Annotated in this window: 21 protein-coding genes; 4 read left to right on the plus strand and 17 right to left on the minus strand. The window is 71.9% G+C overall.

Annotated features, from left to right (window positions below; genetic code table 11):
- Nucleotides 1-34: 34 nt before the first annotated feature.
- Nucleotides 35-811 (plus strand): ErmE/ErmH/ErmO/ErmR family 23S rRNA (adenine(2058)-N(6))-methyltransferase, encoded by a 777-nt coding sequence (erm, locus tag ACLZOT_RS06540; protein ID WP_416967768.1) that lies wholly within the window; start codon nucleotides 35-37, stop codon nucleotides 809-811.
- A gap of 125 nt (nucleotides 812-936) precedes the next feature.
- On the opposite strand, the gene ACLZOT_RS06545 is transcribed toward erm, so the two are convergent.
- Nucleotides 937-3,177 (minus strand): MMPL family transporter, encoded by a 2,241-nt coding sequence (locus tag ACLZOT_RS06545; RefSeq protein ID WP_416967769.1) that lies wholly within the window; start codon nucleotides 3,175-3,177, stop codon nucleotides 937-939.
- A 246-nt stretch (nucleotides 3,178-3,423) separates the two neighbouring features.
- Between ACLZOT_RS06545 and ACLZOT_RS06550 the strand changes: the two genes are divergently transcribed.
- Entirely contained in the window at nucleotides 3,424-3,975 is a 552-nt protein-coding gene (locus ACLZOT_RS06550; protein WP_416967770.1) for a DUF1697 domain-containing protein, read from the plus strand.
- Here the strand turns inward: ACLZOT_RS06550 and ACLZOT_RS06555 are convergent.
- Nucleotides 3,958-4,797: an aldo/keto reductase gene (locus ACLZOT_RS06555; protein WP_416967771.1), complete on the minus strand. Its 840-nt coding sequence runs from the start codon at nucleotides 4,795-4,797 to the stop codon at nucleotides 3,958-3,960. The two genes, ACLZOT_RS06550 and ACLZOT_RS06555, sit on opposite strands and share 18 nt — an antisense overlap.
- Nucleotides 4,798-4,820: 23 nt before the next feature.
- On the opposite strand from ACLZOT_RS06555, the gene ACLZOT_RS06560 reads away from it, so the two are divergent.
- Both ACLZOT_RS06560 and ACLZOT_RS06565 read left to right on the plus strand, forming a co-directional pair.
- Entirely contained in the window at nucleotides 4,821-5,822 is a 1,002-nt protein-coding gene (locus ACLZOT_RS06560) for a ketopantoate reductase family protein (RefSeq protein WP_416967772.1), read from the plus strand.
- A gap of 25 nt (nucleotides 5,823-5,847) precedes the next feature.
- Nucleotides 5,848-6,435 carry a TIGR03086 family metal-binding protein gene (locus ACLZOT_RS06565; protein ID WP_416967773.1) on the plus strand — a complete coding sequence of 196 codons (588 nt, stop codon included), beginning with the start codon at nucleotides 5,848-5,850 and terminating at the stop codon, nucleotides 6,433-6,435.
- On the opposite strand, the gene ACLZOT_RS06570 is transcribed toward ACLZOT_RS06565, so the two are convergent.
- From ACLZOT_RS06570 to ACLZOT_RS06640, 15 genes are all read right to left on the minus strand, one after another.
- Nucleotides 6,419-7,180 (minus strand): sirohydrochlorin chelatase, encoded by a 762-nt coding sequence (locus tag ACLZOT_RS06570; protein ID WP_416967774.1) that lies wholly within the window; start codon nucleotides 7,178-7,180, stop codon nucleotides 6,419-6,421. The genes ACLZOT_RS06565 and ACLZOT_RS06570 overlap by 17 nt on opposite strands.
- Before the next feature lie 6 nt (nucleotides 7,181-7,186).
- Nucleotides 7,187-8,071 carry an ABC transporter permease gene (locus ACLZOT_RS06575; RefSeq protein ID WP_416967775.1) on the minus strand — a complete coding sequence of 295 codons (885 nt, stop codon included), beginning with the start codon at nucleotides 8,069-8,071 and terminating at the stop codon, nucleotides 7,187-7,189.
- The gene (locus ACLZOT_RS06580; protein ID WP_416967776.1) at nucleotides 8,058-8,843 is read right to left on the minus strand and encodes an ABC transporter ATP-binding protein; all 786 of its coding nucleotides are present in this window, start codon (nucleotides 8,841-8,843) and stop codon (nucleotides 8,058-8,060) included. The genes ACLZOT_RS06575 and ACLZOT_RS06580 overlap by 14 nt, the downstream gene beginning before the upstream one ends.
- A 36-nt stretch (nucleotides 8,844-8,879) precedes the next feature.
- Complete coding sequence (locus ACLZOT_RS06585) at nucleotides 8,880-9,992, minus strand: aliphatic sulfonate ABC transporter substrate-binding protein (protein ID WP_416967777.1); 1,113 nt, start codon at nucleotides 9,990-9,992, stop codon at nucleotides 8,880-8,882.
- Nucleotides 9,993-10,228: 236 nt separating this feature from the next.
- Nucleotides 10,229-11,566 (minus strand): sulfate adenylyltransferase subunit 1, encoded by a 1,338-nt coding sequence (locus ACLZOT_RS06590; RefSeq protein ID WP_416967778.1) that lies wholly within the window; start codon nucleotides 11,564-11,566, stop codon nucleotides 10,229-10,231.
- A 2-nt stretch (nucleotides 11,567-11,568) separates the two neighbouring features.
- Entirely contained in the window at nucleotides 11,569-12,495 is a 927-nt protein-coding gene (gene cysD / locus ACLZOT_RS06595) for a sulfate adenylyltransferase subunit CysD (RefSeq protein ID WP_416967779.1), read from the minus strand.
- The gene (cysC, locus tag ACLZOT_RS06600; protein ID WP_416967780.1) at nucleotides 12,492-13,028 is read right to left on the minus strand and encodes an adenylyl-sulfate kinase; all 537 of its coding nucleotides are present in this window, start codon (nucleotides 13,026-13,028) and stop codon (nucleotides 12,492-12,494) included. Before cysC ends, cysD begins: the two co-directional genes overlap by 4 nt.
- 20 nt (nucleotides 13,029-13,048) lie before the next feature.
- Entirely contained in the window at nucleotides 13,049-13,759 is a 711-nt protein-coding gene (locus tag ACLZOT_RS06605) for a phosphoadenylyl-sulfate reductase (protein ID WP_416967781.1), read from the minus strand.
- Complete coding sequence (locus ACLZOT_RS06610; protein WP_416967782.1) at nucleotides 13,756-13,935, minus strand: hypothetical protein; 180 nt, start codon at nucleotides 13,933-13,935, stop codon at nucleotides 13,756-13,758. Before ACLZOT_RS06610 ends, ACLZOT_RS06605 begins: the two co-directional genes overlap by 4 nt.
- Nucleotides 13,932-15,629: a nitrite/sulfite reductase gene (locus ACLZOT_RS06615; protein WP_416967783.1), complete on the minus strand. Its 1,698-nt coding sequence runs from the start codon at nucleotides 15,627-15,629 to the stop codon at nucleotides 13,932-13,934. The genes ACLZOT_RS06610 and ACLZOT_RS06615 overlap by 4 nt, the downstream gene beginning before the upstream one ends.
- A gap of 115 nt (nucleotides 15,630-15,744) precedes the next feature.
- Nucleotides 15,745-15,879, minus strand: coding sequence for a putative leader peptide (locus ACLZOT_RS06620; protein ID WP_338060944.1), 135 nt, complete (start codon nucleotides 15,877-15,879; stop codon nucleotides 15,745-15,747).
- A gap of 77 nt (nucleotides 15,880-15,956) precedes the next feature.
- Nucleotides 15,957-16,529, minus strand: a complete 573-nt coding sequence (locus ACLZOT_RS06625; protein ID WP_416967784.1) for a GNAT family N-acetyltransferase — start codon at nucleotides 16,527-16,529, stop codon at nucleotides 15,957-15,959.
- Between the two features lie 107 nt (nucleotides 16,530-16,636).
- Complete coding sequence (locus ACLZOT_RS06630; protein ID WP_416967785.1) at nucleotides 16,637-17,914, minus strand: hypothetical protein; 1,278 nt, start codon at nucleotides 17,912-17,914, stop codon at nucleotides 16,637-16,639.
- Nucleotides 17,915-18,120: 206 nt separating this feature from the next.
- On the minus strand, nucleotides 18,121-19,371 hold the full coding sequence (locus tag ACLZOT_RS06635; protein WP_416967786.1) for a GAF domain-containing protein: 1,251 nt from the start codon (nucleotides 19,369-19,371) through the stop codon (nucleotides 18,121-18,123).
- A 214-nt stretch (nucleotides 19,372-19,585) separates the two neighbouring features.
- Nucleotides 19,586-21,220, minus strand: a complete 1,635-nt coding sequence (locus ACLZOT_RS06640; protein ID WP_416967787.1) for an acyl-CoA dehydrogenase family protein — start codon at nucleotides 21,218-21,220, stop codon at nucleotides 19,586-19,588.
- Nucleotides 21,221-21,310: the final 90 nt, after the last annotated feature.

Here is a 21,310-nt window from a genome sequence, read left to right on the forward strand (position 1 = left end):
TTCCCGAACCACCGGAAGAACAAGGACGTCGGCCATGGCCCGCCCCTCCCCTGTCGCCCGCGCGCTCTCGCAGAACTTCCTCGCGGACCGCCGCGCGGCGCGGCAGTTCGCCCGACTCGCCGTCCCGCACGGTGAGACCGCCCCCTTGATGCTCGAAGTCGGCGCGGGGAAAGGCGCGTTGACCGAGCACCTCGCGCCGCGCTGCCGTGAGCTGCGCGCGTACGAGATCGACCGCCGGCTCCTGTCCGGGCTGCGCGCCCGGTTCGCCGGGACACCCCAGGTCACCGTCGTCGGCGCCGACTTCCTCGCGACGCCGGCGCCCCGGGGGCCGTTCTCCGTCGCCGGGAACGTGCCCTTCTCCCGTACGGCGGACATCGTCGACTGGTGTCTGCGGGCGCCCGGGCTCACCGACGCGACGTTGATGACGCAGCTCGAATACGCCCGTAAGAGGACGGGGGACTACGGGAGTTGGACGCTGGTGACGATCCGGAGCTGGCCTCGGTACGAGTGGCGGCTCGTCGGGCGGGTGGCGCGGACGGGGTTTCGGCCGGTGCCTCGGGTGGATGCCGGGGTGGTGCGGATCGAGCGGCGGCCGGTTCCGCTGGTCGCGCCGAGGGCGTACGGGCGGTGGGCCGAGCTGGTCGAGGCCGGGTTCTCCGGGGTGGGAGGGTCGCTGCACGCCTCGCTGCGGAGGGTGTGTCCGAGGCGGCGGGTGGACGCGGCGTTCCGGGCGGCGGGGGTGGACGCGGGGGCGCTGGTGGGGGAGGTGGGGCCGGGGGAGTGGCTGCGGATGTTCGAGGTGCTGGGATGAAGGTACGAAAATATGACCACACTCGCGCCTCGCGCCTCGCGCCTGACCTCCCCCAGCCCCGTCACCCAAGACCGAGGGCCCGTCGACTCCCCCGGGAAGTCGACGGGCCCTCGGAGCCTGCCTGTTCACACCTTCAGCGGCGTCTTCTCCTCCCCGGCCGCAGCCTGCGCGACCGCCTCCGCCGACTCGTCGTGCGTCAGGTCCGGCATCCACCGCAGCCACGCCGGCAGGTACCAGTTCCGCTCCCCGAGCAGCGCCATGACCGCCGGCAGCAGCACGCCCCGGATGATCGTCGCGTCGATGAGGACGGCCGCCGCGAGACCGACACCCATCTGCTTCATCGACTGCATCGACAGCGTCCCGAAGATCGCGAACACGGCGACCATGATGACGGCGGCACTCGTGACGACCCCGGCGGTCGTGACGACGCCGTGGGTGATGGCGTCGTGAGTCGAACGCCCCCGCGACCGGGCCTCGCGGATCCGCGAGACGACGAACACGTGGTAGTCCATCGAGAGCCCGAAGAGGATGACGAACAGGAACAGCGGCAGCCAGGTCACGATCGCCCCGACGCCCTCCGCCCCGACCAGCGAGGCGCCCCAGCCGTGCTGGAAGACGGCGACGAGGATCCCGTAAGCGGCGCCCACGGACAGGAGGTTGAGGGCGATCGAGGTGATGGCGACGGTGAGCGAGCGGAACGACACCAGCATCAGCAGGAAGGCGAAGACGACGACGAACACGAACACCGGGGCGACGGAGCCCACGAGTTGGTCGTTGAAGTCGTGCGAGCCGGCCACGTCACCGGTGATCGGCGCCTGAACTCCCGCCACCTTCCCCAGCGTTGCCGGCCGGACCTCGTCGCGCAGCTTGACCAGGCTCCGGCCCGCCGCGTCCAGATCGGACCCGCCGACCAGCGGGACGTACACGTAGGCGAGGTTCTGCCGCTGGTGCACCTTGATCTCGACGGGGCCGCGGGAGGCCCCCGAGGAGACCGCCTCCGCCTTGAACTCCTCCAGCGCGGACCGGACTTCGGGCGCGGCGATGTCCTTCGCCTTGACGACGACCTCGGCCGGCGCGGTACCCCCGGGGAAGGCTTCGTTGACGCGGACGTACGTCTGGACGATGGGCAGCCGGTCCCCGAACTCCTGCTCCAGCGTGAGGTCCTGGGTCTTCATGCCGAGCGCGGGCGCGGCGACCGCGAGGAGCGCGCCGCCCGCGACGGCCACGGAGACCCACGGCCGGGCGAGAACCCGCTTCAGGACGGCCGACCAGAACCGGTTCTCGGTGCCGGCGCTCTTCCGGCGGCGCAGGAACGGCAGCCGCCCCTTCTCGACTCGCTCTCCCAGCAAGGAAAGCAGCGCCGGCAGCACCGTGACCGAGCCGACCATCGCGACCGCGACGACCATCAGCGAGGCCAGCCCCATCGCCTCGAACTCGGCGAGCCCCGTGAACAGCATGCCCGCCATCGCGACGCAGACGGTCACCCCGGAGACGACGATCGCCCGGCCGCTGGTCGCGGCGGCGATCCTCAGCGCGGTCTGCGCGTCCCGCCCGGCCTCGCGCTCCTCGCGTTCGCGGCGCAGGTAGAACAGGCAGTAGTCGACGCCGACGGCGAGCCCGACCAGCAGCATCACGGAGTCGGCGGTCTCGCTCATCGGCTGGAGGTGGCTGACGACACCCATCAGACCCATCGTCGCCATGATCGCGGTGAGCGCGAGCGCCACCGGCAGCAGCGCCGCGACCAGCGCGCCGAACGCGATCAGCAGGATGCCGAGCGCGACCGGTACGGCCGAGTACTCGGCCTGCTTGAAGTCGTCGCCGAACGCGTCGGCGAACGTCTTGTTCATGCTGGCGGAGCCGATCTCCTCGATCCGCAGCGTGTCCGCGTACCGCTCCTGCACGCCGGCGACCGCCTTCAGGACCGGCTCCACCCGCTCGCCCGCGGTCTCGGCGTCGCCCCGCATGTCGAACTGCACGAGCGCGCTGCGCCCGTCCTTCGAGACGGTGTCCGTGTCGTACGGGGAGGTCACGTCGGTGACCCGGCCGGTCTTCTCGACGGCCGCCGTCACCGCCTGGACGGCCTGCCGGAACTCGGCGTCGGTGGCCTTGAGTTCGCCGCCCTTGGCCTGCAACAGGACGGTCTCGCCCGCAGGTTCCTCGATGCCGGCGTCCTCGATGATCGTGGCGGCGGTACGCGTCTCGCCCTTCAGGCCGTCCGCGTCACCGACGTCCACCCGGCCCATCGCCGAGCCGAGCCCCATCGCCAGGACGACGAACAGGATCCAGATCCCCACGGCCGCCCATCGGTGGCGAGCGCTCCAGCCTCCGGCGCGGGCCGCGAAACCCCGCACGTCTGCCTTCCCCATGACCGGCCATCCCCCTCGGCTGTGGCGACGACCCCTGTCATCACCTGTGCTTCGAAGGTATGGCGCGGATAAGAGCCACTCCTCGTGCCCACCGGTGAAGTCCCGGCCCGCGAACTCCTCCCCACGGACCGCACGCCCTCACCGCAGCGGAGGACCACGACCCCTTACACGCATCGGGGTCACCTCCCGGCCGCCTCAGGGGCGTGCCACCCCGACCAGCGCCGACGGCCCGCCTACGCTGCCCCCATGACGACGAACTACGCGGCCCTCCTGCGCGGCATCAACGTGGGCGGTCACCGCAGGCTCCCCATGGCCGACCTGCGTGCCCTGCTGGAAGGGCTCGGGTACGGCGACGTCCGTACGTATCTCCAGAGCGGGCAGGCCGTGTTCACCGCCGACGCTGACGGCGATCTCGCCGCCGAGGTGGAGGCGGCGATCGAGAAGCGCTTCGGGTTCACCGCCGACGTCGTCGTCCGCGACCACGCCTATCTCAGGGCGATCGTCGACGAATGTCCCTTCCCGGCGGCCGAGTTGGAGCCCAAGCAGCTCCACGTCACCTACTTCTCCGCCCCCGTGGACGCCGACCGCTTCGCCGGGATCGACCAAGCCGCCTTTCTCCCCGAGGAGTTCCGCCTCGGCGACCGCGCCCTCTATCTCTACGCCCCCGACGGCCTCGGCCGCTCCAAGCTCGCCGAGCAGCTCGCCCGCCCCCGTGTGACAAAGGGCCTGATCGCCACCACCCGGAACTGGAACACCGTGGTGAAACTGGCCGAGTTGACCTCACCCCAGCCGCAGTAGCTCCTCGTCCGAGAGGTGTACGAGGCCGGCGTCCAGGTTCTCTTCGAGGTGCGCCGGCGACCCCGTCCCCGGCGTCGGGCACAGCACCGGCGACCGGTGCAGCAGCCAGGACAGCGCGACCTGCCCCGGTGTCACCCCGCGCGCGGCGGCGACGGCCGTGCACGCGGGGTCGGTCGTGAGGGTGCCGTTGCCCAGCGGGAACCAGGGCAGGAAGGCGATCCCGCGTTCCTCACACACCGTCAGCAGCCGCTGCGAGGAACGGTCCTGGAGGTTGTACCGGTTCTGGACGGACGCGATCCGCGTCAACTCCAGCGCCGCGTCGAGCTGTTCCGGCGTCACCGTGTCCAGCCCGACCAGCCGGATCTTTCCCTCCGCCCGCAACTCGTCCAGTGCGCCCAGCTGTTCGGACAGCGGGACGTGAGGGTCGAGCCGGTGCAGCTGGTACAGGTCGATCCGCTCCACCCGCAGCCGCCGCAGGCTCGCCTCGCACATCTTCCGCAGCCGCTCCGGGCGCCCGTCCACATGCCAGGCGCTGTCGCTCGTCCGCACCACCCCGCCCTTGGTGGCGACCACCACGCCCGCCGGGTACGGATACAGCGCCTCGGCCACCAACTCCTCGGCGACACCCGGCCCGTAGTTGTCCGCCGTGTCGATCAGCGTCACGCCCCGCCCGACGGCCCGCCGCAGCACGGCCACCGCGTCCCGGGGATCCCCGCGCGGGCCCCAGTAGCCGGGGCCGGTGAGCTGGGCCGTGCCGAAGCCGAGGCGGCGTACGGGCAGTTCACCGCCGAGGACGAAGGTCTCCTGAAGAGCGTCGGTCATCCGGCAGACCCTACGCTCGTCCCATGCGCTACATCATCATCGGAGCAGGAGCCGTCGGCGGCACCATCGGCGGGCGGCTCGCGGGGGCCGGACGGGACGTCGTCCTGGTCGCGCGCGGCGCGCACCACACGGCACTTCAGGAGAAGGGGCTGCGACTGCACGTCCCCGAGGGCGAGTTGACGTACCACGTCCCCGTGGCCGACGGACCGGCGGCGCTCGGCGAACTGCGCGCCGACGACGTCCTGATCCTCGCCGTCAAGACACAGGACAGCGAGGCCGCCCTCGACACCTGGGGGCCCGCGCCGGTCGCCGGGGGCGGCACCGCGGCCGAGCGGCTCCCCCTGCTGTGCGCCCAGAACGGCGTGGAGAGCCAGCGCATCGCCCTGCGCCGCTTCACCCATGTGTACGGCGTCTGCGTCTGGTTGCCGTCCGCGCACATCGAACCCGGCGTCGTCTCGGCGGCCGGCTCCCCACTGACCGGCATCCTCCACCTCGGCCGCTACCCGCACGGCACGGACGCCACCGCCCACCGCATCGCCGAGGACCTCGAAGCGGCGAAGTTCGAGGCGCCCGTCGTGCCCGACGTGACGCGCTGGCAGTACGCGAAGCTGCTCACCAACCTCGGCAACTCCCTTGACGCCGTGGCCGGTTCGGAGGGGGCGGCGGCGTTGCGGGAGGAGGTGCGGGCCGAGGGGGAGGCGGTGCTGAAGGCCGCCGGGATCGACTGCACGGGCAAGGACGAGGAGCTGGCGCTGCGCGGCGACAAGATCACCCTCGTCCCGCTGCCGGGCGCCCCGCGCGGGGGCGGCTCCTCGTGGCAGTCGCTCGCGCGGGGCACCGGCAGCATCGAGGCCGACTACCTCAACGGCGAGATCGCCCTCCTCGGGCGCCTGCACGACGTACCGACACCCCTGAACACACTCCTCCAGCGGCTGGCGAACGAGTTCGCGCGCGAGCGGCGCGAGGCCGGTTCGCTGCCGGTCGACGAGCTGCTGAGGCTTGTCGCGTTTGTTCAAGAGAGCTGAGCGGACGGTCCCTAGCGTGGGGTGCATGACGAACGACACCTACGCCCACCTGGCCGAATGTGCCGCCGAGGCAGCCCGGGTCGCCCGAGGCGTCCCGGCGGCACGGCTCGACGGGCCCACCCACTGCGGGGACTGGGACCTGCGCACCCTCGTCAACCACTGGGTGCTCTACACCTCGCACGGCCTGGAGCACCGCGCCCGCCGCACCCAGCTCCCGGAGGAACTCACGAAGACCGACTTCGCCGCCGACCCTGACTGGGCCGACGCCTACGCCGCGCAACTGGACCGCGCGCTCGCCGCCTGGGCCGAACCGGCCGTCTGGGAGGGCGAGATCGACCTCGGCTACGCCGTGCTGCCCGTCACCGAACTCGCCGGGCTGCTGATCAAGGAGACCGCCCTGCACGGGTGGGACGTGGCCACGGCCACCGGCCAGGAGTTCCGGGTCTCCGAGGGGACCGCCGCCCTGGTCCTGGACGTCGTGCTGAAGAACGCCGACCTCTACCGGCAGTACGACGGCTTCGCCGCGCCGGTCCACGTCCCCGACGACGCACCGGTGTTCGACCGCGCGCTGGCCGAGAGCGGCAGGGACCCCCGGCTCAGCGAACCGAGGTGACCCCGGCGGCGAGCATCGCGAGGGGCTCCGGCCGAGTGAAGGCCCGCGCCTCGTCGTACCGCCGCAGCAGCAGCCCCGCCACCTCCGGCGCAGCCCCCAGCACCTCCGCCAGGACATCCGCCCCGGCCGCCCCCCGCGCGATGCGGTCGGGGAGGAAGCCGGGGGCGAGGACGTACGGCGCGACCGCGATCCGGCGGCAGCCGAGGGCGCGCAGTTCCCGCACGGCGTCCTCCGTGCGGGGCAGGGCCGCGGAGGCGAACGCGGGTCGCACGGCACACCAACCGGTGCGCCACCACTCCCGCGCGATGTCGGCGATGACCGCGATCGCCTCCGGGTCGGTGGACCCCGCCGAGGCCAGCACGACCCCGGTCGAGGACTTGTCGGCGGGCGTCAACCCCGCCTCGTACAGACGGCGTTCGAGCGCCGACAGCAGCAGCGGCGACGGGCCGAGGACGGCCGCCTGACGGATCCGCAGGGGGGCCGGCGCGTCCGCGAGGACCGCCGGGATGTCCGCCTTGGCGTGGAAGGCGCGGGTCAGCAGCAGCGGCAACGCCACCACGTCCCGCACGCCTTCGGCCGCCAGGGACTCCAACACCTCGGGGACGGACGGGGTGTTGAAGTCGAGGAAGCCGGTCTCCACGCGCAGCCCCGGCCGCAGCGACCGCACACGCCGGACGAGGGCGTGGACGGTCGCCGCGTGCCGTGGGTCACGGCTGCCGTGGGCGATGACGAGGAGTACCGGCATGGGCGTTCAGTTCTTCACGAGCAGGCCGCGGCTGCGCAGCACCCACCGCTCCAGCGGACTGAAGATCAGCAGGTCGATGGCGATACCGACGAACAGGATGAGGATGATCGCCTCGAACACCATCGCCATGGAACTGGCGTTGCGCCCGTTCTCCAGCAACGCGCCGAGACCGATGCCGAGATCGGGCGAGGAGGCGATGATCTCGGCGGCCATCAGCGAGCGCCAGGAGAACGCCCACCCCTGCTTCAGCCCCGCCAGGTACCCGGGCAGAGCGGCCGGCATGACGATGTGCCAGGCCCCCTTCAGCCCCGTCGCCCCCATCGTGCGGCCCGCCCGCAGGAACAGCGGCGGCACCTGGTCGATGCCGGACACCAGGCCGTTGGCGATGGACGGGACGGCGCCGAGCAGGATCACCGCGTACATCATCGAGTTGTTCAGGCCCAGCCAGATCACCGCCGGCGGCACCCACGCCACCGACGGCAGCGACTGGAGCCCGGACAGGATCGGGCCGATCGCGGCGCGCACGAACCTCACCCGTGCCACCAGCAGCCCCAGCGGGGTGCCGATGGCGAGCGCGAAGAGGAAGCCGAGCAGGCCGCGCGAGACGCTGGTCCAGATGTAGTCGAGGAGGCGCCCCTCCAGCCAGGCGTTCTTGAACTCCGTGCCCACGTCCGAGGGCGAGGGGAGTTTCGTCGGGTCGTCGACGACCTTGAAGGTGATCAGCGCCTGCCAGACGAGGACCACCAGGACGACGGCGACGATCGGCGGCAGGATCTTCGTCCGGAAGGTGACGAGGAACGGCGTACGGCTCGACGCGGTCGACTCCAGCGCGTCGAGGCCCGCCTCCAGACCGCCGAGGCCGGTGCTCTCCTTGGTGTCAGTGCTGGCCATGACGGCGGATCTCCCCACGCAGTACTTCGGTGATCTCCAGGGACAGTTCGGCCACCGGGGCGTCCTCGATGCGGCGGGGCTGCGGGATGTCCACGGTCCACTCGCGGGCCACCCGGCCGGGCCGCGACGACAGCAGCACGACCCGCTGGGCGAGCCGTACCGCCTCGCGCACGTTGTGCGTGACGAACAGGACGGACACGCCCGTCTCGGCCCAGATCCGGGTCAGTTCGTCGTGCAGGACGTCCCGGGTGATGGCGTCGAGCGCGGCGAACGGCTCGTCCATCAGCAGGAGCCGGCTGTCCTGGGCGAGCGCGCGGGCCAGCGCGACGCGCTGGCGCATCCCGCCGGACAGCTCGTGCACCCGCTTGCCGTACGAGCCGCTCAGCCGGACCAGCTCAAGCAGCTCCTCGGCGCGGGGGCGGCGCTCGGTCTTCGGAACTCCCCCGAGTTTCAGGGCGAGTTCGATGTTCTTGCCCGCGGTGAGCCACGGGAACAGGGCGTGCTCCTGGAACATCAGAGCCGGGCGCCCGTCGGTCGTGATGGTGCCGGCGGTGGGCTTGTCGAGGCCCGCCACCAGGTTCAGCAGGGTCGACTTGCCACAGCCCGAGGCCCCCAGGAGGGTGACGAACTCGCCCGGCGCGACATCCAGCGTGATGTCGTCCAGCACGAGCTGCTGTCCGGCGGGCCCGGCGAAGGACTTCGAGACGTGCTCGATACGGGCCGCGTGCTCCACCGACTCGGCGTCGGCGGCCTTGGCGAGAGCGGTTGCCATGATCGTCACCTCCTGGGAACTCGGGGGAATCCGGGCTTACTTGACGCCGAGACCGGCGTCGGCGACCTCGGTGGCGCCCTCGGCCTTCAGCACCTTGTTCAGGAGCGTCAGGTCGTAGATGCCGTCCAGCTTCGGCTTGCTGAGCAGGCCCGCCTTGACCGCGTGCTCCGCCTCGGTGTTGAGGGTCGCGGCCAGCGGGTCGTCGGTGAACTGGATCGACGACCACGCCGGGTCGAGGACGTTCGCCGGGAGCGCCTTGCCCGAGTCGATCTTCAACTGGGCGTTGGCGGCGGCCTTCGCCGCGTCCGGGTTGGCGTTGATCCACTTGTTGGTGTCGACGGACGCCTTCAGGACCGCCTCGACGGCCTTCGGGTGCTCGGTGAGGAACTTCTGCGACACGATGATGTTCGTGATCACGAACTTCTTGTCCGGCCACAGCGACGCCTCGTCGAGCAGCACCTTCGCACCCTCGGCGACCAGCTTCGACGCGGTCGGCTCCGGCACCCACGCGCCGTCGATGGACCCGGACTTGTAGGCGTCCGGCGTCACCTTGTTGTCGGTGCGGACGACGGAGACGTCACCCTTGCCGCTCTGCGCGTCGACCTTCCAGCCCTGCTCGGCGATCCAGTTGAGGAACGCCACGTCCTGCGTGTTGCCGAGCTGCGGGGTCGCGATCTTCTTGCCCTTGACGTCCGCGACCGACTTGATCTTCGCCGGGTTGACGACCAGCTTGACCCCGCCGGACGCCGAACCGCCGATGATCCGCAGGCTCTTGCCGTCCGACTTGGTGTAGCCGTTGATGGCGGGGGAGGGGCCGATCCAGCCGATGTCGATCGAACCGGCGTTGAGCGCCTCGATCTCCGACGGGCCCGCGTTGAAGGTCGAGTACGACGCCTTGGTCGCGCCCAGCGCCTTCTGGAAGAAGCCCTTCTGCACGCCCACCAGCGCCGTGCCGTGGGTCAGGTTGCCGAAGTAGCCGATCTTGACGGAGTCGAGGCCGTCGATCTTCTCCGCCCCGGCGGCGACCTTCTGCTCCGAGGAGGTGTCCTTGGACTCGGAGCCGTAGCCGCAGGCGGCGAGGGTCAGCAGGGGAAGGGCGGTTGCCGCGACGAGGGTGCGGCGGGCGAGGGAGGAGCGGGAGGCAGGCACGGGAGGGGTTCCTCTCGTTGGCCCGGCGGGTCACGGTCTCTCAGGTCGTGGCCGGGAGTTCGGCAAAGGGTTTTCGTCGATGACGGGACGTCCGGTGGGGGGACAGGGCGCGCAGGCGGTGCGCGTACGTCATCACGCACATCGGGCCACCCCGCCCTGCCCGCTGCCGAGGGCGCCGCTGCCGACGCGGCCGCCCTCCTTCGCGAACGTCGAGTAGAAATCGTCCTGATGCATCGTCAGAAGTCCCAACCGTCGTCGTCCGAGGCGTCCTTGACGGGTTCCGGCGCGGCGAACGACTCGCCGACCATGCCGGCCGTGAGCGTCGTGCCGTCGGCCGGGTCGATCAGGATGAACGAGCCGGTGCGGCGCGAGTCGGCGTACGAGTCGACCGGCAGCGGCTCCGCCGTACGGATCTTCACGCGGCCGATGTCGTTGGCGGCGAGCTGTCCCGGGTGCGGGTGCAGGGACAGGTCGTCGAGGGTGAGGCGGGACGGGATGTCCTTGACGATCGCCTTGACCGTGCGCGTGCCGTGCTTGATGAGGACGCGGTGGCCGACGGTCAGGGGCTGGTCGGCGACGTGGCAGACGGTCGCCTCGACGTCCTGCGTGGTCGCGGGGGCGTCCTTGCTGGGGACGATCAGGTCGCCGCGCGAGACGTCGATGTCGTCCTCCAGGAGGACCGTCACCGACTGCGTCGTCCAGGCTTCGTCAACTGCCGTGCCCAGCAGGTCGATTCCGGCGATCCGCGTGGCGCGGCCCGACGGGAGGACGGTGACCGGCTCGCCGACGCGGAACGAACCGGCGGCGATCTGGCCGGCGTACCCCCGGTAGTCGGGGTGGTCGGCGGTCTGCGGGCGGATCACGTACTGCACGGGCAGGCGCGCGTGGCAGTGCGCCAGGTCGTGGGCGACGGGGACGGTTTCGAGGTGTTCGAGGACCGTCGGGCCGCCGTACCAGTCCATGTTCGCGGAGGGTTCCACGACGTTGTCGCCGGCCAGGGCCGAGATCGGGATCGCGGTGACCTCGGGGACGCCCAACTCGGTGGCGTACGCGGTGAATTCCTCGGCTATCGCGGCGAACACGCCCTCCTGGTAGTCGACCAGGTCCATCTTGTTGACGGCGAGGACGACGTGCGGGACGCGCAGCAGGGCCGCGATGGCCGCGTGCCGGCGGGTCTGCTCGACGACGCCGTTGCGGGCGTCGACGAGGATCACCGTCAGCTCGGCCGTGGAGGCACCCGTCACCATGTTGCGGGTGTACTGCACGTGGCCGGGCGTGTCGGCGAGGATGAACCGGCGTTCGGCGGTGGCGAAGTAGCGGTACGCCACGTCGATCGTGATGCCCTGCTCGCGCTCGGCGCGCAGCCCGTCCGTCAACAGGGCGAGGTCCGGGGCGTCCTGCCCGCGGGACGCCGACGCCCGTTCCACGGCCTCCAGTTGGTCGACGAGGACCGACTTGGAGTCGTGCAGGAGGCGGCCCACGAGGGTGGACTTGCCGTCGTCGACCGAGCCGGCGGTCGCGAACCGCAGCAGCGTCGTCTCGCCGAGTGTCGTGTCGGGGAGTGTGGTGCTCATCTCTAGAAGTACCCCTCGCGCTTGCGGTCCTCCATCGCGGCCTCGGACATCTTGTCGTCGGCGCGGGTGGCACCTCGTTCCGTCAGCCGGGACGCGGCGATCTCGGTGATGACGGCGTCCAGGGTCGTGGCGTCGGAGTCGACGGCGCCCGTGCAGGACATGTCGCCGACCGTGCGGTAGCGCACGAGCCGCTTCTCGACCGTCTCGGACGCCTTCGGACCGCCCCACTCGCCGGCCGTCAGCCACATCCCGGCCCGCTGGAACACCTCACGCTCGTGCGCGAAGTAGATCTCCGGCAGCTCGATGCCCTCGCGGGCGATGTACTGCCACACGTCCAGCTCGGTCCAGTTGGACAGCGGGAAGACGCGTACGTGTTCACCCGGCGCGTGCCGCCCGTTGTACAGGTTCCACAGCTCCGGGCGCTGGCGGCGCGGGTCCCACTGCGAGAACTCGTCCCGCAGCGAGAACACCCGCTCCTTCGCGCGCGCCTTCTCCTCGTCCCGGCGTCCGCCGCCGAACACCGCGTCGAACTTCTCCGCCTGGATCTTCTCCGTCAGCGGCAGCGTCTGGAGCGGGTTGCGGGTCCCGTCGGGACGCTCCTTGAGGACACCCCGGTCGATGTAGTCCTGCACGGAGGCGACGTGCAGCCGCAGACCGTGCTCGGCGACCGTACGGTCCCGGTAGTCCAGCACCTCCGGAAAGTTGTGCCCCGTGTCGACGTGCAGCAGCGAGAACGGCACCGCCGCCGGGCGGAACGCCTTCAGCGCCAGGTGCAGCATGACGATGGAGTCCTTGCCGCCCGAGAACAGGATCACCGGGTTCTCGAACTCCCCCGCGACCTCGCGGAAGATGTGCACGGCCTCCGATTCGAGGGCGTCCAGATGCGAGAGGGCGTAGGTGCCCTCGGTAACCGTCGCGACGGTGGTCACACCAGTCCCCTTTCGCTGAGCAGCGCGTACACCGACGCGGCGGACTCGCCCACGGTCTGGTCCTGCGACTCGATCCTGAGGTCGGGCGACTCGGGCGCCTCGTACGGGTCGTCCACGCCGGTCAGGCCGGTGAGTTCACCCGCCGCCTGCTTGGCGTACAGGCCCTTCACGTCGCGGACGGAGCACACCTCGACCGGAGTTGCCACATGCACCTCCAAGTACGGTGTCCCGCCCTCCTGGTGGCGCTTGCGGACGGCCTCGCGGCTGTCCGCGTACGGCGCGATCACCGGGACCAGCGTCTTCACGCCGTTGCGGGCGAGGAGTTCGGCGAGGAAGCCGATGCGCTGCACGTTGGTGTGCCGGTCCTCGCGGCTGAAGCCGAGGCCCGCCGAGATGAACTCGCGGATCTCGTCACCGTCGAGGACCTCGACGGCGTGGCCCTCCGCGCGCAGCAGCCCGGCCAGCTCGTACGCGATGGTGGTCTTGCCGGCACTCGGCAGACCCGTGAGCCAGACGGTGGCTCCGGTCGTCACGTCGCTCTCCTGATTCGTCGTCATCCGTGCAGCCCGCACTCGGTCTTGGCGCGTCCCGCCCAGCGCCCGGCGCGCGCGTCCTCGCCCTCCAGGACCCGGCGGGTGCAGGGCGCGCAGCCGACGGACGCGTAGCCGTCCATCAGCAACGGGTTGGTGAGCACGCCGTGTTCGAGGACGTACGCGTCCACGTCGTCCTGCGTCCAGCGGGCGATGGGGGAGACCTTCACCTTGCGGCGCTTGGCGTCCCAGCCGACCACCGGCGTGTTCGCGCGGGTCGGGGACTCGTCGCGGCGCAGGCCGGTCGCCCACGCCTGATACGCCGTCAACCCCTGCTCCAGCGGCTGGACTTTGCGCAGCTTGCAGCACAGGTCGGGGTCACGGTCGTGGAGTTGAGGGCCGTGCTCGGCATCCTGCTCCGCGACCGTCTGACGAGGCGTCAGAGTGATGACGTTGACGTCCATCACGGCCTCGACCGCGTCGCGGGTGCCGATCGTCTCGGGGAAGTGGTAGCCGGTGTCCAGGAAGACGACGTCCACGCCCTTGCGGACGCGGGAGGCGAGGTGGGCGACCACCGCGTCCTCCATCGAGGAGGTCACGCAGAAGCCGGCGCCGAACGTTTCTACCGCCCACTGGAGGATCTCCAGCGCGGAGGCGTCCTCCAGGTCGCGGCCCGCCCGCTCGGCCAGCTCCTTCAACTCGTCGTCGGTGCGCGCTATGTGAGCCGTCGTCATGTCCGATTCCCTCCGTCGTCCGCCCGCTGAAGCCCCCGGGACAGCAGCCCGAGGAACTTCAACTGGAATGCGCGACTGCACGCCGCGCATTCCCAGGCGCCGTGACCTTCCTCGCTGGGACGGAGGTCCTCGTCGCCGCAGTAGGGGCAGTAGAAGGGCGCCGCGCGCTCGCTCATGACAGCGCCTCTTCCGAGGCCCGTGCCGCCCACGTCGCGAAGCGCTCGCCGTCCTCGCGCTCGTCCTGGAAGCGGGTCAGGACGCGCTCCACGTAGTCCGGCAGCTCGGCCGACGTGACCTTCAGGCCACGGACCTTGCGGCCGAACCCGGCCTCCAGGCCCAGGGCGCCGCCCAGGTGGACCTGGTAGCCCTCGACCTGCTCGCCGTTCTCGTCGGTCATGAGCTGGCCCTTGAGACCGATGTCCGCGACCTGGATACGGGCGCAGGCGTTCGGGCAGCCGTTGAGGTTGATGGTCAGCGGCTCGTCGAACTCCGGGAGCCTGCGCTCCAGTTCGTCGATCAGCGAGGCGCCGCGCGCCTTCGTCTCGACGATCGCGATCTTGCAGTACTCGATGCCGGTGCAGGCCATCGTGCCCCGGCGGAACGTGGAGGGGCGGGCCTTCAGGTCCAGCGCCTCCAGCGCCTCCACCAGCGACTCGACCTGCGCCTCCGCGACGTCCAGGATGATCATCTTCTGCTCGACGGTGGTCCGCACCCGGCCCGAGCCGTGCGCCTCCGCGAGGTCCGCGATCTTCGCCAGCGTCGCCCCGTCCACCCGGCCGACGCGGGGCGCGAAACCGACGTAGAAGTTGCCGTCCTTCTGGCGGTGCACGCCCACGTGGTCGCGCCAGCGCTGGAGCGGCTCGGTGGGAGCCGGGCCGTCGACCAGCTTGCGCTTGAGGTACTCGTCCTCCAGGACCTGGCGGAACTTCTCCGGGCCCCAGTCCGCGACCAGGAACTTCAGGCGGGCGCGGGTGCGCAGGCGGCGGTAGCCGTAGTCGCGGAAGATGCCGACGACGCCCGCCCAGACGTCCGGGACCTCGTCGAGGGGCACCCACGCGCCGAGCCGTACGCCGATCTTGGGGTTCGTGGAGAGGCCGCCGCCGACCCACAGGTCGAAACCGGGGCCGTGCTCGGGGTGGACGACGCCGACGAGCGCGATGTCGTTGATCTCGTGCACCACGTCGAGCAGCGGCGAACCCGAGATCGCCGACTTGAACTTCCTCGGCAGGTTCGAGAACTCCTTGTTCCCGATGTACCGCCGGTTGATCTCGTCGATCGCCCAGGTGCCGTCGATGATCTCGTCCTCGGCGATCCCCGCGACCGGCGAGCCGATCACGACACGCGGGCAGTCGCCGCACGCCTCGGTCGTCGACAGGCCCACCGCCTCCAGGCGGTTCCAGATCTCGGGCACGTCCTCGATGCGGATCCAGTGGTACTGCACGTTCTGCCGGTCCGTCAGGTCGGCCGTACCGCGCGCGAACTCCTGCGAGATCTCGCCGATCACCCGCAGCTGTCGGGTGGTGAGCCGGCCGCCGTCGATGCGGACGCGCATCATGAAGTACTTGTCGTCCAGCTCCTCCGGCTCCAGGATCGCGGTCTTGCCGCCGTCGATCCCGGGCTTGCGCTGGGTGTACAGCCCCCACCAGCGCATCCGGCCGCGCAGGTCGTTCGGGTCGATCGAGTCGAATCCGCGCTTGGAGTAGATCGTCTCAATGCGTGTCCGCACATTGAGACCGTCGTCGTCCTTCTTGAACTGCTCGTTGCCGTTCAGCGGGGTGAAGTGCCCCGCGGCCCACTGACCCTCGCCGCGGTGACGGCTCACCTTGCGACGGGGCGCCGAGGCGGCAGGGTTCTGCGGGGTGGCGGCCATGGTTATGTACGTCCTTCAAGGCAGGCGAATGCGGCTCTGACCCGGGGATACCGGCAGGTCAGGAGAGGTTGGCGCAGGGCGGACACAAGAGGGGGGACGGCGGCGACGCGGCTCGTCAGCTCGCCGGACAGATGGCGCTGGACATGCGGCAGAGATCGACGTGCCGCCGACTCACCAAGGCGATTCCAGTTCCGGACATGGTGGAAAGCGTGGCACGGCGTTCTGGACACAGTCCAGCTTCATCCGGCATACGGACACTCGTGTCTCGTCAGGTGAGACTTGGGTGGGATCGGTCACATGCTGTGCACGAGGGCTTGTCGGCGCAGGTCAGGCCGGGTATGCGCCCGGCCAGGGACCCGGCGCCGGAACCTCTGTCTGCTCCCTGACCTCGGTGTCGTACAGCCGGAACCCCCGGCGCTGGTAGTTCGCCAGCGCGTGTTCCCCGTCCAGGCTGCACGTGTGCAGCCACACCCGCTTCGTCGGCGCCAGCTGCGGCCAGCGCCCGGCGAGGTCCCAGGCGCGCGCCGCGCCGTACGACAGGAGGTGACCGCCGATGCGGCGGCCCCGGAACGCCGGGAGCAGACCGAAGTAGACGATCTCCACCGCGCCGTCCGCCTGCGGCTCCAGCTCCACGTACCCGGCGGGCGTGTCCCGCTCGTACGCCACCCACGTCTCGACGCCCGGCCGCTCCAGGTACTCCCGCCAGAGGTCGTGGGACCAGTGGAGCCGGTCGATCCAGCGGATGTCGCCGCCGACCGACGCGTACAGGAACCGGCTGAACTCCGGCGAGGGCACCGCCGCGCGCGCCACCCGCACATCGCCCTCCGGGGCGGACGCGGGGAGGAGGTCGGTCGGCGCGGACAGTTCCAGGGACCAGGTGGTGACGGGGATGCTGCTCATGCGGGCCAGGCAATCATCCGGACGCGGGATCTGTCGATCACCCGCTCATGCGCCGGGCCCGCTCATCCGCTGAGTCCGTTCACGCCCCGTCCGCGCGCCGGGACCGCTCACGCCCCGTCGTCGCTCCACTGCTTCTTCGCCGCCCGGTCCACCGACGCCAGCGGCATCGCGAACAGCGTGCGGTCCGACTGGGACCACACCTCGCCGGTCGCCGCCCAGTACGACAGGGACTGCGGGGCCCGGCTCCAGCAGGCGTGGTCGTCGCCCGAGCCGTCGCACTCCGCGGCCGACGTGCCCTCGGTGTCCTGCCGCCACAGCGTGCCGTGCGTGTCCCCCTCGCCGGGCGCCTGGCTGACGTACCAGGCGTCGTCGCGGGCGAGGACGCCGCGCAGCCCCTTCACCTCGGTGCGGTACGCCTCGGTCGCCGCGACCCGGCCGTAGGAGTCGGCGGCCAGCAGGCCCGTCCGGTCGGGCAGGGAGCTGAGGGCGTAGCGCCACAGGCGCGTGGTGTCGCCGCGCGCCGTCGACTCGCCGGCGACCAGGCTGTCGGGGGCCGTGGAGCGGTCCAGGGAGATCGTGGCGGGGCGCGGGGAGCCCGCCCCCAGCCGGTAGGTGCCGACCGCAGGCAGCACGAAGCGGGCGCGGTGCGCCGACCAGCCCCCGGCGACCCGGCCGACCGCGTCGCCGTCGACCGAGGCGCGCTGGATGCGGTTCATGTCGAACACGTACAGCGCCGCGCCGTCCGCGCCGTCCGCCGTCACCAGCAGCTTGTCCTGGTACCAGACCATCCCCGACAGCCGCGAGGCCAGCGGCCGGAAGTCCTTGCCGTCGTCCACGGGGACCGCGAGCAGGACCCACGAGTACGTCAGCCGGTCCGGGTCGTTCGCGTCGACGAACGCGACCCGCGCGATCCCGCCGCGCGACCAGCCGGACAGGATCACCCGGTTCGTGCCCCACACGCCGTCGTCGTCCGCGTCCCCGGACGTCGTCACCGCGCCCGGCCGCCAGTCCCGGGTGTCGGAGGCGTCCCAGCAGTACGACGTCACCGGCTCGGGCGCCAGCGGCAGCCCGCCGCGCTCGCCCGCCGTGCAGTCCGCCGAGTCCCGCAGCAGGCGGTCACCGGACTCCAGCACCGAACCCACCCCGACCGGACGGCCCATGCCCCGGGCCAGCCGGTCCAGGGACTGACGCGGGACCAGGTCCTCCGTCATCCGCAGGGCGGTGGTGACCTCCACCTGCTTCAGCGCGTCCGGCGCGTGGGAGACCGTCGCCTGCGAGGCGCTGACGATCGTCGCGGCGGCGGTCAGGGCGAGGGCGGTCCCGGCGAGGAACCCGCGCAGCGCTCTTCCCCTCCGGCGCCGGCGGTGGCGGCCACGTTGCGTCATCAAGTCCTCCCAGGGGGGCCAACTGCGCCTGTTGATCCGTGCGTTGACCGAGGAGCAGGTGGGGTGACCCGTAACTGACTCTACGGCAGACGCGCCGCGCCCGGGAGGAAGACCCGGCAAAGGATGTGCGGAAAGCGTGTGCGAGAGCGTTTCCGAGGGATATCCCTATGCCGACTCCCTTGGCGTGCAAGGGATTTCTACGACTTTCACGCGCGCGGCTCGCGCGCCCGCCCCACCGCCGTCGCCGCCGAGTGCGGCAGCAGGTCCCCCGGCTCGGCCGGCAGTACCACGTCCACCTCCACGCCCTCCCGGTACCGGTACGGCCGGTGCTCCAGGAACTCCCCGAGATAGCGCCGTATCCGCGACATCTCCGCACGCACCGTCACCGTGCGTGCCGGATCCCCGAACACCTCCCGCGCCAGCTCCGCCGCACTGCACCCCGCCGGGCACACCGCGAGGAGATACAGCAACTCGGCGTGGCGCGGGCTCAGTTCCTGCGACCAGGAGCCCGCCCCGCCCGACACGGTCACCGACCGGCGCCGCCCCGACAGGTCCAGCGCGATCCGCGCCCCGCCGCCGCGGCCCCCGCCCGGCTCCACCGCCCGCACCAACCAGCCCCCGTCCAGCGGCTCCAGAGCGCACGGCCCCAGCGCCGGCACCCAACCCGCCCCCTCCGAGCCCGACTTGGGCAGCGTGATCCGCTGCACGTACGGCATCCCCGTCACCGCCGCCGTCCAGCCGTCCCGGTCCACGACCGCCGCCCGCCCGCCGAGCCGCGCCAGCACCGGCGCGGCCACCGCGCGCAGCCGCTGCAGCGAACCGAGGTGCGTCTCACGGAGCTTGGCCTCGGCGAGCTTCGCCACCGACTCCACCCAGGCCAGCGTCGCCGGGTGCAGGGACTCCTGCGGGCCGCTCACGTCGACCACCCCGAGCAGCCGCCCGTCCCTCGGGTCCGTGATGGGGGCGCCCGCGCAGGTCAGCTGCGTCAGCGACCGGACGAAGTGCTCCCCGGCGAACACCTGTACCGGACGCCGTACGACCGCCGGGGTGCCCACGCCGTTCGTGCCGGCGACCTCCTCGCTGAGGTCGGCGCCGAGGCCGAGGCCCACCTCGTCCGCCTTGCGCAGCACCGGCGAGCAGCCCTCCCGCCACAGCACCCGGCCCTCCCCGTCGGCGACGATCATGATGTGCCGGGCGTCGTCCGCCGCCGGCAGCAGGCCCGCGCGCAGCACCGGCACCACCTCTCTCAGCGGTGACTCCTCGCGGCGCCTGCGCACCTCGTCCGGCGCCAACAGGCCGGCGGCGAACTCGTGTTCAGGATCCACACCGCGCCGCAGCACCCTCGTCCAGGACTGCTCGATCACCTGGCGCGGTGCCGGGCGCGACCGCCGGGAGCCGGGGACACGGACCGCGTCCACAGCCGCGTTCCGCGCCGCTTTCATCGGCGGATTCGCCACGGGTGCCTCCGGAAGACGACGTGAAGATGACGTGAGGTGAAGAAGGGAAGAGCTGTCCCATCCTCCCGCCCCGGCGTTGCAACCCCCTGCAACCCTGGTGAACGTACCTGTGGTGCTTGAAACTTGAGCCACGCCGACGAGAGCGGCGGCCCCGGTCTCGCAGGACCGGGGACGCGCGGGTGGTGCCGTGTCGGCGCGGCACCACCCCGTGAGGTCAGCCTTCCGGAACCACCCGGGCCCGCTCCACCACCGCCCCCAGATCCAGCGTGTGCGGCAGCCCCCCGAACGTCATCCCCGCGTCCCCGCCCAGCCGCGACGCGCAGAACGCGTCCGCCACCTCGGGCGGCGCGAAACGCACCAGCAGCGCCCCCTGGAGGACCAGCGCGAACCGCTCCGCCAGCCGCCGCGCCCGCGCATGGGCGCCCGCCAGGTCGGCGAGTTCGGTCAGCAGGTCCTTGATCGCCGCGTCGAGCCGGTGGTCGGCGCCCCGCGCGAGCGCGACCTCCCGCAGGTACGCGTCCAGCGCCGCCGGCTCCTGGAGCGCCCGCAGCACCTCCAGCGCCTGCACGTTCCCCGGGCCCTCCCGCAGCGCGTTCAGCGGAGCCTCCCGCACCAGCCGGGGCAGCCCCGACTCCTCGACGTACCCGTCCCCGCCCAGACACTCCGCCGCCTCCGTCACCACCGGCGGACACCGCTTCGTCACCCAGTACTTGGCGGCCGGACCGGCGATCCTGAGCAGCGCCCGCTCCCGCTCGCCCCCGTCGTCGGAGGCGGCGGCGAGCCGCAGCGCGAGGACGGTCGCCGCCTCCGACTCCAGGGCGAGATCCGCGAGGACACCCCGCATGAGCGGCCGGTCCAGGAGCGCCGAACCGGACACCTCACGGTGCGCGCAGTGGTGCACGGCCTGGACGACCGCCTGCCGCATCAGCCCCGCCGACCCGAGCACCCGGTCCAGCCGGAGCGCCTCGACCGTAGCGGCCAGCACCCGCACCCCCCGCCCCTCGGCGCCCACCCGCCGCGCCCACGTCCCCGCGAACTCCACCTCCGCCGACGCGTCCGACCGGTTGCCCGGCTTGTCCTTGAGCCGCCGCAGCGGGAACCGGTTGCGGGAGCCGTCCGCCAGCACCCGGGGCACGAGGAAGCACGTCGGCCCCTCGGCAGCCCGCGCCAGCACCAGGAACCCGTCCGACATCGGCGCCGAACAGAACCACTTGAGCCCGGTCAGCTCGTACGCCCCCGGCTCGGCGAGCGGCCGCGCGACCGTCGTCAGCGCGCCGTCGTCGCTCCCGGCCCGCTCGGCCACCGCGAGCCCCACCAGCGCACCCCCCTTCCCGGCCACCGGCCCGAGCTCCCGCTCGTACAGCCCCGACGTCAGCGCCGGCTCCCACTCGGCGGCGAGCCCGGACTCCGTACGCAGCGCCGGCACCGCCGCGTACGTCGTCGACAGCGGACCGCACGCCCCCGCGTCCACCTGCGACCACACCAGGAACCCGGCCGCCCGCCGCACCTGCCCGCCCGGCTCCGACCAGCCCCTCGTCAGCCCCGCCCCGACCCCCTTGCCCAGCAGCCGGTGCCACGCCGGAGCGAAGTCGACCTCGTCGACCCGGTTCCCGTACCGGTCGTGCGTCCGCAGCCGGGGCGGATTCCCCTCCGCCTGGACGGCCCACTCGCGCACCTGTACGGAACCGGCCGACCTCCCCAGCTCGGACAGTGCGGCGTGGGCCTCGTCACGGTGTTCGGGCGCCAGGTGCCGGCCCACCGCGTCCACCAGGACCGGGTCGGTGCCGTACACGTCGTACGGGGCAAGGGACGGAGGCCGCTGGGTGAGGGTGTGGGGGGTGCCTGCCATAGCGCGCAACCTATCCCCTCTCCGGGCGCCACGTGCGCCGACGCCGGGCCACCGGGGATGACGGCCTCCGACGGCGGATACCTTTAGGGC

This window comes from Streptomyces sp. 4F14 (assembly GCF_048159485.1).
Taxonomy (GTDB): domain Bacteria; phylum Actinomycetota; class Actinomycetes; order Streptomycetales; family Streptomycetaceae; genus Streptomyces.